14 protein-coding genes are annotated in these 15,134 nt (G+C 72.2%); 5 read left to right on the top strand and 9 right to left on the bottom strand.

Annotated elements, in window-relative coordinates; genetic code table 11:
• Positions 1-75: 75 nt before the first annotated feature.
• A complete protein-coding gene (locus ACJ8AN_RS00105) occupies positions 76-1,536 on the top strand; it encodes a DUF2380 domain-containing protein (protein WP_407753108.1) in 1,461 nt (486 codons plus the stop codon).
• A complete protein-coding gene (locus tag ACJ8AN_RS00100; RefSeq protein WP_407753107.1) occupies positions 1,533-2,003 on the top strand; it encodes an NUDIX hydrolase in 471 nt (156 codons plus the stop codon). Before ACJ8AN_RS00105 ends, ACJ8AN_RS00100 begins: the two co-directional genes overlap by 4 nt.
• 13 nt (positions 2,004-2,016) lie before the next feature.
• Here the strand turns inward: ACJ8AN_RS00100 and ACJ8AN_RS00095 are convergent, their stop codons facing one another.
• Positions 2,017-4,947 (bottom strand): TonB family protein, encoded by a 2,931-nt coding sequence (locus ACJ8AN_RS00095; protein WP_407753106.1) that lies wholly within the window; start codon positions 4,945-4,947, stop codon positions 2,017-2,019.
• Positions 4,948-5,040: 93 nt separating this feature from the next.
• On the bottom strand, positions 5,041-5,418 hold the full coding sequence (locus ACJ8AN_RS00090) for a multiprotein-bridging factor 1 family protein (protein ID WP_407753105.1): 378 nt from the start codon (positions 5,416-5,418) through the stop codon (positions 5,041-5,043).
• A gap of 472 nt (positions 5,419-5,890) precedes the next feature.
• Here ACJ8AN_RS00090 and ACJ8AN_RS00085 point away from each other — a divergent pair, with 472 nt between their 5' ends.
• Positions 5,891-6,259: a response regulator gene (locus ACJ8AN_RS00085; RefSeq protein WP_407753104.1), complete on the top strand. Its 369-nt coding sequence runs from the start codon at positions 5,891-5,893 to the stop codon at positions 6,257-6,259.
• Here ACJ8AN_RS00085 and ACJ8AN_RS00080 read toward each other — a convergent pair.
• The 5 genes from ACJ8AN_RS00080 to ACJ8AN_RS00060 form a co-directional block, all read right to left on the bottom strand.
• Complete coding sequence (locus ACJ8AN_RS00080) at positions 6,256-6,486, bottom strand: hypothetical protein (protein WP_407753103.1); 231 nt, start codon at positions 6,484-6,486, stop codon at positions 6,256-6,258. The genes ACJ8AN_RS00085 and ACJ8AN_RS00080 overlap by 4 nt on opposite strands.
• Positions 6,487-6,587: 101 nt before the next feature.
• Positions 6,588-9,365 carry a bpX6 domain-containing protein gene (locus ACJ8AN_RS00075; RefSeq protein WP_407753102.1) on the bottom strand — a complete coding sequence of 926 codons (2,778 nt, stop codon included), beginning with the start codon at positions 9,363-9,365 and terminating at the stop codon, positions 6,588-6,590.
• A complete protein-coding gene (locus ACJ8AN_RS00070; protein ID WP_407753101.1) occupies positions 9,362-11,242 on the bottom strand; it encodes a hypothetical protein in 1,881 nt (626 codons plus the stop codon). The genes ACJ8AN_RS00075 and ACJ8AN_RS00070 overlap by 4 nt, the downstream gene beginning before the upstream one ends.
• A complete protein-coding gene (locus ACJ8AN_RS00065) occupies positions 11,239-11,670 on the bottom strand; it encodes a hypothetical protein (RefSeq protein ID WP_407753100.1) in 432 nt (143 codons plus the stop codon). The genes ACJ8AN_RS00070 and ACJ8AN_RS00065 overlap by 4 nt, the downstream gene beginning before the upstream one ends.
• A 24-nt stretch (positions 11,671-11,694) precedes the next feature.
• Positions 11,695-12,861 (bottom strand): AAA family ATPase, encoded by a 1,167-nt coding sequence (locus tag ACJ8AN_RS00060; RefSeq protein ID WP_407753099.1) that lies wholly within the window; start codon positions 12,859-12,861, stop codon positions 11,695-11,697.
• A 108-nt stretch (positions 12,862-12,969) separates the two neighbouring features.
• Between ACJ8AN_RS00060 and ACJ8AN_RS00055 the strand changes: the two genes are divergently transcribed.
• Positions 12,970-13,548, top strand: a complete 579-nt coding sequence (locus ACJ8AN_RS00055) for a hypothetical protein (protein ID WP_407753098.1) — start codon at positions 12,970-12,972, stop codon at positions 13,546-13,548.
• Between the two features lie 90 nt (positions 13,549-13,638).
• Positions 13,639-14,352, top strand: a complete 714-nt coding sequence (locus tag ACJ8AN_RS00050; RefSeq protein WP_407753097.1) for an esterase family protein — start codon at positions 13,639-13,641, stop codon at positions 14,350-14,352.
• Between the two features lies 1 nt (position 14,353).
• Here ACJ8AN_RS00050 and ACJ8AN_RS00045 read toward each other — a convergent pair whose 3' ends face one another.
• Complete coding sequence (locus ACJ8AN_RS00045) at positions 14,354-14,656, bottom strand: hypothetical protein (protein WP_407753096.1); 303 nt, start codon at positions 14,654-14,656, stop codon at positions 14,354-14,356.
• Positions 14,657-14,724: 68 nt separating this feature from the next.
• On the bottom strand, positions 14,725-15,134 hold a 410-nt coding region (locus ACJ8AN_RS00040), incomplete at its 5' end, for a hypothetical protein (RefSeq protein ID WP_407753095.1).

Genomic DNA, 15,134 nt, shown 5'->3' with positions numbered 1-15,134 from the left:
GGGCGCGGGAGACCCGTGGCGTACCAGCGGACCCGGAGGCGCCCGCTAGAGTGAAGGCCCCTCACGGAGGCGCTGATGACGTACACGCGGCGGGTGCTGCTGCTGCTCTTCCTGCTGTCCGCCGGCTGCGCTTCGCTGCCACCACCGCCCGGCCAGGGGATGAACCTGCGCTACACGCCCCGCGAGGCCACCACGCCCGCACTGGTGGTGGGGCCGGGCGTCGAGTCTCCGCACCGGACCTCTCGCGACGCGGTGACGGCGGGAGGCGCTGACAGCACGGAGACGGCCGCGCGACAGGGCGCCCTCGTGGCCCAGCTGGCGTTTCGCGGTGCCCTTCTCGACGTGTCGGGCTCCACCCGCCGCATCTCCGGCGAGCTCTCCAGACTGAAGGCCAGTGGACGAGGCCTCGCCGGTGGAAACCGTGTCTTCGTCCCCTTCATCGACGCCGGCGCCGAGCAACTGCGATGGATTGACGCCCAGCTCGCCGCCGCCACCCGGCTGGCCCACGCCGCTTCGCAGGTGGAGGACCCGGACATGCAGCAGGCCCTGCTGCGCCTCGCCGGCCCACGACTCGAGGCCGCCATGATGGGCTCGCTCCTGCTCGCCGTCTGGCTCGACTTCCTCCACCTCGCGGACGTCGCACTCACCCAGCACCTCTACCCCGTGGAGAGGCTGCTCCTGGACATGTACCGCTGGCAGGGGATGCTCGAGCCCGCCATGAAGGCGCTCGCCTCTGTGGAGCCGGGACAGGTGGAGGCCGCGGCGAAAGACATCCCCGCGCTGGTAGGCCACCTCACGGGCGAGTTCGCGGCGGCCCAGGAGCGCATGCGCGTGGCGGCGGAGAACCTCCAGAAGGTGCTGGTGCTCACGCAAGCCATCGAGACGGTCACGATGCTCTCGGCGATGAAGTTCTCGCTGCCCTCGGTGCCGCCATCCGCGCCCGCCCTGCTCGGAGTGGGACTGGTGGCGGGAGGCGACGGCGTGATGATGGGCACGCGCATTGTCGCCTCCGCCGAGTGGGTGGAGATGATGCGACACCTGGTGCGAGCGGGCGTCCTCTCCCTGCCCGTCGTCAGCGCCGCCGTGCGGATCCAGGCGGGCCAGGTGCTGATGTCGCAGGCGCACGACGAGTTGCCCAAGGGCGTGCGCGAGGCGCTGGGCGATGGGCCCGAGGTGCGGGCCATGCGTCAGACGGACAGAGCAGGGGCCGGCATGGCCGAGCCACCGCGGCACCATGTACTGCCGAAGGAGTTCCGCGAGTGGTTCGAGCAGCGCGGCTTCACCGGCGAGATGGACATCGACCAGTTCTGCGTGGAGATGGAGCAGGCGCACCACGAGGCCATCCATGGCGGTGGCGACTGGAAGCTGGGCCGCACATGGGCCGGCGAATGGAACCGGATGATCATGGAGGCGCTGCGAAAAGCCGAGACCCGGGCAGGCCGGATGTTGACGCCGAGCGAGATCCTGAGTCTCGTCGCGAACCGGATGGAGTACTCCGCCATCCCGATGAATTTCATCCCCTGGAGAGGACCATGAGCGGCGGACACGCCTGGCAGGGCAACTGGGTGGTGCGCCTGTACGAGCGGGTCCGTGAGCGGGGTTACGATTCGCTCACCGCCTTCGCTGATGCGCGCCCCACCGCCTCTCTGGTGGCTCTGGCCAAAGAGTTGGGCAAGGACGACGTCGCCGGAGTGCAGGTGTTGCGCGGACTGCTCGCCGAGGCGGAGCGACGTAAGCAGGTCACCCGCTTCGTGCGCGATGTATTCGTGCGCCTGTGGTCCGATGAGGTCCCCAACGGCTGGCCGGCCGTGCTGGATGACGCCAACCGGGTCAAGGTCGCCATGATGCTCGGCTCCTGGTTCGCCTACACACCCGAAACCCATAAGGAGCGCGTCGACCAGGCCAGCGATGCCCTCATGGCGACACCACCGCCCCCCGGCTGGCGCCCGCTCGGTCCCGACGACGAGTTGCTGCGCACGCTGCTTCCCGACGAGGAAGCCTGAGCCTCCCCCCCGCTCAGTACCGGCCCTTGAGGCCGAGGATGGGCAGCGCGATAGGCAGGCTCGTGGCCTTCTTGCTCAGGGGGAAGCCGCCGCCGCCGCCGTACTCGAAGGCGACCACCTCCTGGCTGATGGTCACGTTGAGCATGTCCAGGTAGGCCTCGAGCGTGAAGGTGTCATAGGCCCACGCCTTGGACAGCCGCAGATCGAAGCGGAAGAAGGGCGGCAGCCGGTCCACCTTGTCCTTGTCCACGGGAATCCACCCCGGCCGGCCCGTCAGGTCCGTGCCCTCCACCTGGGTGCGGCTGGTGAGGTTGCCCGACTCGGGGCGGCCCGAGTTGAAGTGCAGCACGCCGCCCAGGGTGACGCTGTTGGAGAACTTGTAGCTGAGCACCAGGTTGGCCACGTGCGTCTGGTCGAAGACGTAGGGCAGGTCCGCCGCGTCCTGGCCCGTGGGCAGGCCGTGCGCGTCGTAGCGGGTGAAGCGCACGTGGCGCGTGCTGCGCTGCAGCGAGTAGGACAGCCAGCCGAACCAGTTGCCTCCCAGCGGGCGGCGGATGAGCAGCTCCAGTCCGTAGGCCAGGCCGCGGCTGCTCAGGTCCGGCAGGTTGATGTCGGGGACCTCGGGCAGGGGGTTCTGCTCCTGCGCCTGGCTCCGCACGAGCCGCCGGCCTCCCGTCGTCGGAGGCGGCCTGTCGTTGCCCGGGTCTCCGCCAATATCGGGCAGATCCGGCGTGCTGGGGACGGAGGGGTCCTCGTCGCCGAAGGGCGTCAGCTCCACCGTGCGCAGCATCGGGTTGACGTAGCCCTCCAGGCTCACGTCGAAGCCCCCCAGGTTCTTGTACTCGGCGCCCGCGGACATCTGGAGCGCCTGCTGCAGCCCCTGGTCCAGCGCCGCGATGTCGATGACGGGCAGGCTGATGAGCGTGGTGGGCGCCTGGTGGTAGAGGCCCACGCCGCCCTTGAGGGTGAGCTGCTCGTTCATCTTCCGGCGCACCGCGAGCCGGGGCTCCGCCACGAACGCGTTGGGGCCACCCGACAGGTGGTAGTTGTCCAGGCGCACGCCGGGCACCACCGTCCACTTCGAATCCGGCGTCCACGTCAGCTCGGACCACACCCCGCTGAAGGTGGCGAGCGCCACCGGCAGGTCCACGTTCACCTCCTGGAAGGGGCCGCCGAACGGCGAGGGCGTGCGCGAATGGACGGAGACAATGGCGCGCTTGTGGTCCACGTCCATGCCGCCGCGCAGCGAGAGGCCCTCGCCGAGCTGGCGCTGGTAGCCCAGGCGCGCGGTGAGGTCGCGCTGGTCGATGTTGACGGTGCCGCCGCCGTTGATGGGGTCCTCGCTGCCGACGGAGAAGCGGTCCAGCCCCAGGGTGACGCCGCCCTCCAGCTCGCCGCCGCCCACCGGGTGGCGGTAGCGCAGATCCACGCGGTGGAAGAGCACGGCCTGGAGCGCGGTGGCGCCGGAGTCCGTGGTCGCCTCGGTGCCGAAGGTGTCCGAGGAGCCGAAGGCGAAGAGGCGCAGCCGGCCCGGGCCCACCTCCTGCTCGACGCGGGCCTGGTAGTCGTAGAAGTCCAACACCAGCTTGGAGTTGTTGGAGCCCGGCACCTGCATCGCGTTGGCCGCGAGGGCAATCAGCCACGGCGTGTACGAGATGCGGCCCGCCACCGAGAGGTTGGTGCCGGTGGACTTGAAGGGGTACTCGATGAAGAGGCCCGCGTTGATGAGGTCCGCGTAGGCGCTGCCGTGCACCCGGTCATCGCGAGCGCGGGTGAGCTTGCCCTCGACGGCGCCGCCGGTGAGCCGCCCGTACTGGCTGGACGGGTTGCCCGCGTAGAAGTCGATGGTGTCGATGAAGTCCGGGTGGATGACGGCGGGGCCGAGGAAGAGGTGGAAGAGGATGGGGACGCGGATGCCATCGAGGAAGTAGCCCGTGGCGGCCGGCTGGCTGCCGCGCACCACCGGGTAGGAAATCCCCGAGAGCATGCTGCCCACGCCGGGCATCAGCATCATCACCCGGAAGGGGTCTCCCATCGTGCCGGGAATCTCCCGCAGCTCGGCGTCGTGGAGCGTGACGCGCGACACCTCGGTGCGCTCGCGGTCGCCGCGCACCACCGTCTCGTAGGGATTCACCACGAGCGGCTCCAGGCCGTAGAGCACCTCGAGCGACTCGCCCTGGCGCACGTCCTCGCGGAAGATGCCGGGCTTGTGGCCGGGCGCATTCACGCGCACCGTCTGGGTGCCCGGGGGCAGGCGCGCCTCGAAGCGCCCCTCCGGCCCCGTCTCCACCGGCGCGTCCGGCGCCGCGTCCGACACCAGCACCGCGCCCACCAGCGGCTTGCGGTTGCCCTTCGTCCGAATCAGGCCGCGCAGCGTGATGGGCGGCTGGGGCTTCTCCCCCGTGGCCAACGTCTGCGCGGGCGCCTCGAAGCGGTACTCGAACTGGAGGCGCACCGGCACGGCGGCACCGTCCACCTTCGCGGGCGAGAAGCGCAGGCCGGGCGCGGCGTGGAGCGCGGCCTCGTCCAGCAGTGGGTGCAGGCCCTGGAGGAGCTTCGCCTCGGCCACCTCGCCCTGCTCGTCCAGCAACAGCTCCAGGCGCACCGTGCCCCCCACCGGTTGGGCGGCGAGCGACTCGGGGTAGCGCGCGGGCGAGTCCGCGAGCAGCGTGGGCGGCTCGAAGCGCGGCTGCGTACCGCCGTCGCCGTCCCCCCGCAGGGCGAAGCCTCCGTCGCCGTGCTGGAGGTCCACCTCCGTCTGGACGAAGCCCGCGTCGGGGGCGCCGGCCCGGGGCGCGTCCGAGAGGCTCTGCAGGTCCACGGGGGGCGCGGTGGGCGTCTGCGCGCGCGCCCGGGACACCGGCAGCACCCCGCCCAGCACCAGGAGGCCCACGGCCACGTGGAGCCGCCACCACGCGTTCAACCGCCTCTGCTCGTTCGCCATGTGTACCCGTCCGTGCGCGGAACCGGACCCATGACGCCAGTCCCCGGGGCCCGAAGACAAGCCCGGACTACCACGAAGGGGCACGCCTGCTCGCTAGCGTTTCTGTAGCGCCGCGGCCACCAGTCCAATCAGCTTCAACTGCGAGCCGTCCAGCTTGCGCAGCGTGCGCATGAGGCGGCGCAGCTCGGGCACCTCCTCGTACTCGGGTGGGGAGGACTCGGCCACCCAGGTGGCCACCTCGCCGGTGTTGAGGCCCAGGAAGGTGTCCGAGGGCATCCGCAGGGCGATGCACAGCCGCCGCAACGAGGGCACGCTGGGCAACATCCGCCCGCGCTCCAGCCGCCCGTACACCTCGGTCGCCAGCCCCACCCGCTCCGCCACGTCCGCCTGCGTCAGCCCCGCTCGCACCCGCGCCTCTCGCGCGATCTCGCCCACGTTCGCTGCGAGCTTGCCGGTCGACGGTTGTCCCATGGTGGTTCTCTGGCTCTCGGTGACGCGACCCATCAGGCCGCCTGCTTAGAGCCTGAGAGGCAGCCCGCGACAGGACAGGATGGGTAGTCGCGTAAACCAGGGACCCTAACGGTGCTCGCCGCGACGAGAGGACAGCCCCGGGTCCACTCGGGCCCGGCCCGCGTCCGGTCCCAGAGGTGAACCGAACGCAACAGGTTGGCCTTGCCGCATGAGCCGAAAGGTGACGGGATGACCATTCACGTCCTGCCCCTGGCATGGGACCTGATTCCCGCCCTCCCCGAAAACCCCTCATGTCCCACGGCGAACGATTCCGGCCCCTCCCCCCCTTCCGGGCGGCTTTCCGGCCTTCCGGGAGGCCCCGCATCGGTCCACGAGCCAACCCTTGGAGGGGCCTTGCGCGCACGTGCCTCCGGGCCCGTGGGGGCGCCGTGCTATGTGGCGCGCCCTGGTGGGGGGAAGAGACAGGAGGACAATGAGTGCGGGGCATTACCGCGTCCTCGTCGTGGAGGACCATGCGGACAGCCGGGAGTTGCTCGCCGAGTTCCTCGAGGCGCTCGGCTACGAGGTGGACGTGGCGGGCAACGGATTGGAGGCGCTCGAGCGGCTGAGGTGCACCCCCCTGCCGACGGCGATGCTGCTGGACTTGATGATGCCGGTGATGAGCGGCTGGGAGCTGATGAAGCACGTGCGCGCGGACCCGGCGCTCCGCTCGCTGCCCGTGGTGGTGGTGTCCGGCGCGGGGCCCTCGCAGTCGCTGCCCGAGGGCATCCTCGGCGCCGTGCCCAAGCCGGTGGACCTCAACGTGCTCCGGGGCCTGCTGGACGCGGCCACGCGGCGTTAGAGCGCGGCGTCGAGCATCTCCACCTGCTCGCGCGAGCGGTCCAGCCGGTAGCTGACCTGACAGCCGGAGGGCAGCCGCAGCACGCCCACCTCCAGGCCATTGCCAGACGAGGGCCGGGAGCCGGCGAGCCGCTGGGAGAGCTCACGCAGGATGCGGCCCCTCAGGGCCGAGGGACACCGCGACAGAAGGCGTGCCACCTGCTGCGACAGGGTGAACTGGAGGGCCATGCACCCACGCTGGGCATGCGAGCAGGCAGCGGCAAGAAACGGGGTGCCCTCCGGGCCCGGCATCTGTCACCTGGTGGTCAGCCGCGTGTGGGCGGAGGTCCTCAACGCGGCACCACCCGCCGCACCTCGCCCCGCCCCGGGTCCACCCGGGCCAGCCGGCCCACCGCGTCGAAGAGCAGCAGCTCCCCGTTGAGGAAGCGCACCCCCACCGGGTGCTCGCCCTCGAACATGAACTGCGCGAGCAACGTGCCCGACTTGCGCTCGTGCAGCCGTATCCACGCGCCGCCCTCCGGTGGCCGCCGCAGCACCGCGAACCAGGCCCCGCCGAGCACCAGCCCCGCCAGCGCCGTCTCGGGCAGCTGGGGCAGCAGCTCCTGTCGCGCCGGGCCGAACCAGCGCACGCCCTCGGGTGCGAGCACCGCCAGCTCCCCATCCATCCGCAAGGAGACGTGCCGCACCTGCTCCACCGGTCCACCGGGCAGCGGCTGGCGCGAGCGCAGCCGGGAGTCCGGCAACGCGTACGTCCAGCGCTCGAGCTCCAGGTCTCCCTTGAGCATGACGAAGCTCAGCTCGGAGGGCCCCGCCGCCACCGCGAACACGTGCCCGCCCACCTGCGACACCCGCCACAGGGCTCGCGGCTCCGGGGCCAGCGCGTCCACCGCCATCACCGTGTCCTCCACGGCGAGGAACCACAGGCTCCCGTCGTACTCCGGGGCGAAGGCGTCGGCGCGCAGGTCGCACCAGGGCTCGGCCCGGCGCCGCACCAGGTCCAACCGGGAGACGCGCTTGAGCGTCCCGCGCGGCGCGAGCGCCAACGCCCGGTCCTCGTGCCGCGAGAGCACCAGCGAGAAGGCCGGCACGTCGAAGTGCGCCACGCACCGGCCGTCGCGGGTGATGAGCCGCGCCCCCGCCTCGCCGAGCGCCACCAGCAGCCGCCCTCCGGACAGGGGCACCACGTCGTACAGGGGCCAGGGCCCGCCCTCGCCCGCGCCGAAGACCTCGACCCGCGGCGTCCCACCCGAGGCGAAGCCCGCGCGCTCGGGTTGCGGCGGCAGCACGGGCAGGTCCGTCCGCAGCACCGCGTCCTTCGTCAACGCCACCAGCTCCTCGATGCCGCGAGGATTCGGCGACACGAGGCCCGCCGCCCGGTCGCGCAGCGTCGCGCGCACGGCGGCACGCAGGAGCACGCGGCCCGGCTCCGACCCCTCCACGGCGCGCGCCAGCGCCTCGGTGAGGGCCTGGCGTACCGGGGCGCCCTCCGCGTCCTCCCCCTCGAGCAGCACGAGCGCCCGCGCCCGGACCCACTCGAAGCTGTCGGGAAACGCCGCCAGCATCCGCGCGAGCAGCCGCGCTCCCCCCACCCCACCGGACTCCACACCGCGCTCGAGCCACGTCCGGATGAGAGGGCGCGCGTCCTCCAGCGGCCACACCACCTCCACCGCGCGCGCGTAGTCTCCCGCCTCCGCGAGCACCTCGCCCCAGCGCAGCCGCAGCGCCCGGGCCTCGGCGGGGTGCGTGCGCTCGAGCCGCAGCACCGCGTCCGCGAAGGCCCCCGTGCGCCGCGCGAGGTCCACCGCCCGCGCCACGTCCCCGGCCAGCACCCACTGGCGCACCACCAGCCCCGGCGCCAGCTGGCGGCCCTCGGCCACCTCCGCCGCCAGCTCGAGGCGTCCGTGCCGCTCCAGGAAGGAGACGGCCTCCTCGCTCTCCTGCAGCAGCTCGGCGAGGACGAAGGCCGCCTCCTCGATGCGGCCCTCGCGCTCGAGCTTCTTGAAGGCCGCCCGGTAGCGCTCCCGCAGCGCCTCGTACACCGACGTGCTGCTGCCGAAGAGGCTGCCCCCCGCGCTCCCCTGGGAGGAGGTGATGGAGAGCGACTCCCGGGGGCCGGGCAGTCCGAGCGACACCCGCGCCTGCTCCGACAGGCCGCCCTCCTTGGCCAGGGGCACGGCGTAGCGCAGCGCCTCGTCCAGGTTGCCGCCGTCGAGGAGCTCGAAGAGCTTGCGCACGTACTCCGCCTTGCGCCGGCCCAGCAGTTCGCCCAGGGGCGTGGACGAGAGCAACCACTCGGTGAGCTGGGAGAAGAGTCCCGGCCCCGAGGGCGGACGCTGAGCTCCGGAGGCAGCTCCGCCGGACGTGGCGGGCCCTGAGCCGCGAGACAGGCCGGCCAGCGCCTCGAGGAACGAGGACACGAGGCGGCCAAACCACGAGGACGGCGCGGGGGCCCCTCCGGCGTCCACGGTCGCCTGGCCTGGACGCCGCGTCTCCCCTCGCCACCACGCCCGGAGCCGCTCCCACAGCCCCGGTTCGCGAGGCACCTCGAGTCCCTCCGGAACGGGCCGCCCCTCCATGCGGGCCCGCATCGCCTCGGCCTCGGGCGCGGCGGCTCCCAGCCCGAAGCTGGCGCGCGTGGGCGCTTCAACGGGCGTGAGCTCGGCCACCGGAGGAGGCGGCGCGCCCAGTCCCTCCACGGCCACCACCTTCCAGCCGGACACGTCGAGCCAGGCCGACACGTCCACCCACTGCGGCGGCCCGAGCGGATGCACCTGCGCCTTGCCCGCGCGCACCAGCACGGCGCTCCCCACCGTTGGCGCGAGGCGCTCGCGCTCGGAGGCCGAGAGGGGCACGGAGCACAGGACGCCCTCCACCAGCGTGAAGGGCAGGCCCGGCGCCGAGCCACAGTCCATGCGCCGCGGTGCGGGCAGCCGCAGCAGGAAGCCCCCGGCGAGCGAGAACACGCCCACGCCCGGTGTCCACGCGGCCAGCACGCGCCGGCGCGCCTCCGCCTCTCCGAGGAGCGCGGGGTCGAACCAGAGGGCCACCGCCTCCACGGAGCCGCGGTGGACATGGGCGCGAGGCCTCGGTGCGCTCGCGAGTCTCATGGCGTTCCTCCCGGCAGCGCGCGGAAGACGACGGCCCGGAACTGGAAGCTCCACACGCCCACTTCGCCCGTCTCGGTGAGCCAGGCCAGCATGGGCTGCGAGTGGCTGACGCAGGCGGAGACGACGCGGGCCGGAGCCGACACCAGCTGCACGGTTTGAGAGGTGCGCGCATCGGACACGAGCGAGAAGGTGCGCCCGTCCTCTCCCAGCACCACCAGTCTCGGCTTGCTGCTCGCGCCCAACAACCCGGGAGCCAGCCCCACCACCTGCCCTCCCACCTCGAGGAACAGCCCCGTCATCTCCGAGTGGATGTTCTGCTCGCTCACGCGGATGGACTCCCACACCCGCCATTCACCGGGGCGGATGCGCGCCGCGATCGGGCCCATCAAGGAGGGCTCCCGCTTATGGCCGAAGAACGCCGCGCCATCCCCGAAGAACGCCTCCATCGGCCGTAGCCAGGACGCCTGGGGCGACCAACACCCGAGCCGCAGCGCATCCCCCACCTCGGGCACCCGCGGGGCATCGGCCACGTAGAGAACGGGCGCCGGCGCGTGATGGCACACGTAGTAGAGGGCGCCCTTGCGCTCGGCGAGCGCCGTCACGCCCTGCGCCACGGGGAGCACGGCGCGCTCCTTCGGCTCGCTCCCATCGAGCCGGTAGAGCCTGCCCTCGGCATCCAACAGGAGGACAACCTCCCGGCCGTTGTGCTTCTGGCTCATCGCCAGCAGGGGGCTCTGCTCGGCGCGCCTGCGCAAGCGGGGCGCCTCGACACCCTCGGGAATGGGGAAGACGACGGCACGGCCCCCGCGATAACCCTTCAGCGAGCCATACACGCGCAGGGTGCGCTCGCGCAGCGTCACGGCGATGAGGCCACCGTCGCGGCGCCAGCCCACGGCCGCCAGGGCCTCGTCGCGCACGGGGAAGAAGCGCCGGGGCTTGGGCGTGGTGGCGCGCGGGGACTGGGGCAGCGCCTGGGCCGCGACGCTGCCGTCCTCGTGCGCGAGCAGCAGCCGCTGCCCGTCGGCCGAGAAGCGCAGGGCGCGCACGGGGCTGGCGCTCGCGTCCACCACGGGGGCGGCGGTGGCGGCCTCGAAGGGGTCTCTCAGCAGCCGCACGCACTGGGGCTCCGGCGGCAGCTCCAGCACCACCTGGCGCGAGGGCCGGGACGCGGGCCGCACCTCCACCGAGAGCTGCCGGGTGCCGGGCACCACCACGTCGTCCACCACCACGCGGGACAGGCGCTCGGAGCCCTGGAGCCGCGACAGCCGCGGGCCCCCCACCAGCCACACGTCATCGGGCGAGGAGCCCCACTCGAGCGCCTCACGCCACGCGGCGAGCCGCGCATCCGTCACGGGCGCGGCGTTGACGGCCTTGAGCCAGCGGCCGACGGCACCGGCATCCACGCTGGAGAAGGGCACCGTCTGGGGCGAGGACTGGAGCACCACCCACGCGAAGCCCGCGCCCGCGGCCTCGGCGCGCCGGGCGAGCACCACCAGCACCGCGAGGTGGGCGATGCGCGGCGAGCCGAACTGGTCCGGCCCCGCATCCAGCAGGGCCACGGTGCGCCGTCCCCCTTGGGGCTGGCGGAAGGCGGGCTGGAGGTAGGCCTGTTCGCCGAAGGCGGCGCGGCGCACGAACTCGTCGGGGACCTCCAGCGCCATGAGCCATTCGCTGATGAGCAGCCGCTCGGGAGAGCCGCGCCGGGTGAGGCCGTCGTAGCCGTGCGGCTCGCCGCCCACCACCTCGTTGCGCGCGCGCATGGAGCCAATCGCCGCGGCCAGCCGCGCCACATGGGTGCCCACGCTGAGCGCCAGGTCCTCGGGGAAGACGGAGAGCTGCGCCGCCCAGGGACGCAGCGCCTCGGGCAGCGCGCTCATGGAGGGGCCTCCTGTTTCGCCAGCCACGCGCCCAGGGTGACGCGGGAGACGGGACGCGCCGCGCCCATGGGCACCAGGTGCGCCGAGCGGGGCAGCACGGCCAGGGGCGTGCCCGCGTGGGCCCGGGCCACCAGCGCGCGCTCGAGCAGCGAGGGCGCCACGTCCGGCGTGAGCGTGCACGGCAGCAGCAGCGAGGGCGCCGCCGCGTCACGCCCGAGGTACACGACGCCATCCACCCACGGCAGCGACCCGGTGTCACCCAGCAGCACCAGCACGCCCGGCCCGGCCACGCCGCTCCACCGGGCGAGCAGCGCGTCCTCCACCGCCAACGCGCGGCGCGCGAGCGCGAGCGACACCGGCCCCACGCCCGCCACCGCGAGCGCCGTCAGCGGCTCGCCGCGGGGACTCCACGCCACTGGCTGTTGCACCCGGGGCTCCATGCGTGCGCGCGCCTAGGCGGCCTCGTCCTGGGAGCCGGTGGGGGCGGCGAGGGCCATGCGCAGCTCCTCGCGCACGGCGCGCAGCTCCTCGGGGAGGGCCTCGGGGGCGAAGCCCGCGTCCAGCTCACGCGCCACGCCCTCCAGCTTCAGCCGCCAGGAAGCGAGCGCCTCCGGGTTTCCCTCCGCGGGCCGCTCGGCGAGCACGCCGCGTCCGGCCTGGGCGATGCGCTGGGCACGGGCGAGCGGCCCGGCGCTGGCCTCGAGCGCGGCGGCGGCCAGGGCGGGGTTCTCCGAGTGCGACAGCAGCTCGCGCAGCACGTCGCGCGCGAGCGCCTGTCCCTCCTTGGTGGGCACGGCGTAGATGAGCGGCCACACGTCCGCCACGCCCGGAGCGCGGCGCCCGGCGAGCGCGGCGGCGGCGGCCACCAGGCGCTGCACCTTCACCAGGCGCCTGTCGCTCAGGGAGAGGCCGGCGGCGCGCAGGGTGCGCAGCGCGTGGGCGAGGTGGGGGCGCACCGGCCCGAGCTCCGCCTCGCGCGCCGCCTGGGCGAGCACGTCCAGGGCCTCCAATGACGCGGTGCGTGCCTCCCCGGCCTTCCACAGCGAGGCGCCCCCGGCGAGCAGTTCCTCCAGGCGCGGGTCGGGCACGGACTCCACGAAGGTGCGAGCGAGGAAACGGTCGGCGAAGGCGGCGAGCGCGTCGTCCTCGGGCAGGGCGTTGGAGGCGCCCACGCACACGCGCAGGGGGCACTGCATGCGGGTGTGGCCGCGGCGGAAGACGCGCTCGTTGAGCAGGCCCAGCAGCGTGTTGAGGATGGCGGTGGAGCCGAGGAACACCTCGTCGAGGAAGGCCACCTCCGCCTCGGGCAGCATGCCGGCCGTCTCCGTCTCCACCAGGCCCTCGCGCAGCTTGCGCAGGTCCACCGGGCCGAAGATTTCCGAGGGCTCGGTGAAGCGGCCCAGGAGGTACTCGAAGTAGCCGCCGCCGAGCGCTCGCGCGGTGCGTCGAACGGCCTCGCTCTTGGCGGTGCCGGGCGGGCCGATGACGAGCAGGTGCTCACCCGCCACGGCGCACAGCGCCACCAGCTCCACCATGGCCTCGCGCTCCACCAGTCCGCGCCCCGCGTCGGTGAGGGCGTCGCGTACCGAGGAAGCAGCCGCGTCGAAGGAGAGGGACATGTGGCGCACTCTACCCGGCCCTGTCGTGCGACCGAATGGCCACCGGGAGACGTACGCATCGTGCGGGTAGACCTCCCGGGGCGGGTCTGCGCTAAGCTGCGGCGCCTCATGCGAAGCGTTGCGAGTCTCGGAAGCCTGGTGGTGGCGCTGTGGGCGGGGGTCTCGTCAGCGGGGGAGTGGCGGGCCTACGGCTCGGCCACCACCGGGTTCATCCTGGACCACACCTCGGGAATCCGGGCCAAGGGCGGTGCGCTCCAGGCCTACGTGGGCGTGGAGGCCCCCTTCGGGCTGTCGCTCGGGGTGGTGGGAGAAGGCGCCGAGACGTGGGGCGCGCGCATCCAGGGCCAGCAGTTGCAACTGGACTACCGCTCGCTGGGGCTGGAGCTGCGGCTGCGCTTCCTGCGCGATGGCGGGGTGAACCCGTGGGTGGGCGTGCGCGTGGCGCAGAGCCGCTCGACGCCGCTGACGCTGGATGACCTGGGAGCGCCGAGGCGGATGCTGCACGACGGGCTGAGCACGGCGCTGCGCCTGGGCCTGGACACGTGGCTGGGCGAGCACCTGGGCATCACCGCCTCCACGGCGTGGCAGTGGTGCGACGTGCGGGTGGACAGCTCCGCGGAGCCCTCGTCCGACGCGTGCGCCAAGCCGCTGCACTCCATCCTGCTGGGGCCCACCGTCCGCTTCTGAGCCGCCCCGGCTGTTCACTGGCGCGCGGCCCCCCGAGCTGGGACGGGAATCCGCTCGCGGCCCAGGGGCCAGCGGGTAAGGTGGCGGGCCATGAATCGCGAATACCATCGCTGGTACAGCTCGCGCCTGGGCCGGGACATGGAAGTGCTGCTCTTCGGGCACTCGGGTGAGCCGGTGTTGCTGCTGCCCACCAGCAGGGGCCGTTTCTACCAGGCGGAAGACTTCGGGCTCATCGGGGCCATCGCCGACCGCATCCAGGCGGGGCGCTACGTCGTGGTGTGCGCGGACTCGGTGGACGAGGAGAGCTGGTTCAACCAGGGCCTCCACCCGCATGAGCGGGTGGCGAGGCACGCGGCGTACGAGCAATACCTGCTGCACGAGGTGGTGCCGCTGTTGCGCTCGCGCAGCACGGGAGGCCGGCTGACGCTGGGCGGGTGCAGCTTCGGAGGCTTCCACACGTACAACATCGGGTTGCGCAACCCGCACACCTTCCAGCGGCTGCTGTCGATGGGCGGCAAGTTCGAGACGGAGGACTTCCTCGACGGCTACCACGACGAGAGCGTGTACTACCACTCGAGCATGCAGTGGCTGCCGGGGCTGAGCGACGCGGGACACCTCGCGGCGCTGCGGCGCGTGGAGATGACTCTGGCGGTGGGCGAGCACGACTTCTGCCGCCCGTCGAACGAGAACCTCTCGAAGCTGCTGTGGTCGAAGGACATCGGCAACCAGCTGGCCATCTGGTGGGGAGGCACCCACGACTGGCCGGTGTGGCGGGAGATGATCCAGCACTACCTGCCGTGGTGAGTCAGCCCTCCTGCCGCTCGCGCTCGCGCTCGCGCAGGGCGACGAACTCGGCGACGAAGTCGAGGAACTTGCGGATGGCGTGCTCATGGTCGCCCTCGCAGTCGCGCAGGTACTTGGCGGCCCAGCCCTCGGTGGGGAGTTCCTGCTTCACGTCACTCAGCCATTGATGGAAGCGGATGTACTCCTCATCCTCGATGCCGTTGGCGTACTCACAGGAAAGATAACCGTCAACGAATGCCACCATCCGGGTGACGTTGATTTCACCCATATTCAGCAACAATCCCCGCGTCTTTTCCTGTCGCATGCGCATCAGGTAATCGAGCATGTACACATATGGGCGAGGTGACGGGCCCGGCGAAGTCCCCTGTTCATTCATGGCGTGGACACGACCTCCCACACGAGTGCTTGTTGAGTATGGGCTCGGGAGAGATAGTCAGAAAGCTTCATTCCAAGCGGTCCCGTATAGGCATCGTAGATCAGGTCCCCGAGCCTCACTGCCACATGGTAGCCAGTGTGTGAAATGGACGCAGTCTTTCCACTCGTAAGTTCAAAGACCATGTACGGGGTTTGGCGGCTGGTCGTGAACGCAACGAACTGCGGCGTCTGGCCCAGTTTGCCGAACGCGGTGTGGATGATGCGCGCCACCTGCTGGCACTTGCCCGCCTGCTGATTCGCGACGCTGTAGGCCCCCTGCAACTCCATCAACCACGCGGGTGCCGCCTGTCCCGTCTCGGCCTCGTACAGCGCGATGGCGCCCGCGATGTCACCGCGCACCAGACAGG

It is taken from the genome of Archangium sp., from assembly GCF_045802675.1.
Lineage (GTDB): Bacteria > Myxococcota > Myxococcia > Myxococcales > Myxococcaceae > Archangium.
This window is presented reverse-complemented; position numbering and strand designations above follow the sequence as displayed.

Coding starts and splice junctions, on each gene's coding strand:
- ACJ8AN_RS00105 (WP_407753108.1), top strand. CDS start 76: ATGACGTACACGCGGCGGGTGCTGCTGCTGCTCTTCCTGCTGTCCGCC.
- ACJ8AN_RS00100 (WP_407753107.1), top strand. CDS start 1,533: ATGAGCGGCGGACACGCCTGGCAGGGCAACTGGGTGGTGCGCCTGTAC.
- ACJ8AN_RS00095 (WP_407753106.1), bottom strand. CDS start 4,947: ATGGCGAACGAGCAGAGGCGGTTGAACGCGTGGTGGCGGCTCCACGTG.
- ACJ8AN_RS00090 (WP_407753105.1), bottom strand. CDS start 5,418: ATGGGACAACCGTCGACCGGCAAGCTCGCAGCGAACGTGGGCGAGATC.
- ACJ8AN_RS00085 (WP_407753104.1), top strand. CDS start 5,891: ATGAGTGCGGGGCATTACCGCGTCCTCGTCGTGGAGGACCATGCGGAC.
- ACJ8AN_RS00080 (WP_407753103.1), bottom strand. CDS start 6,486: ATGGCCCTCCAGTTCACCCTGTCGCAGCAGGTGGCACGCCTTCTGTCG.
- ACJ8AN_RS00075 (WP_407753102.1), bottom strand. CDS start 9,365: ATGAGACTCGCGAGCGCACCGAGGCCTCGCGCCCATGTCCACCGCGGC.
- ACJ8AN_RS00070 (WP_407753101.1), bottom strand. CDS start 11,242: ATGAGCGCGCTGCCCGAGGCGCTGCGTCCCTGGGCGGCGCAGCTCTCC.
- ACJ8AN_RS00060 (WP_407753099.1), bottom strand. CDS start 12,861: ATGTCCCTCTCCTTCGACGCGGCTGCTTCCTCGGTACGCGACGCCCTC.
- ACJ8AN_RS00055 (WP_407753098.1), top strand. CDS start 12,970: ATGCGAAGCGTTGCGAGTCTCGGAAGCCTGGTGGTGGCGCTGTGGGCG.
- ACJ8AN_RS00050 (WP_407753097.1), top strand. CDS start 13,639: ATGAATCGCGAATACCATCGCTGGTACAGCTCGCGCCTGGGCCGGGAC.
- ACJ8AN_RS00045 (WP_407753096.1), bottom strand. CDS start 14,656: ATGCGACAGGAAAAGACGCGGGGATTGTTGCTGAATATGGGTGAAATC.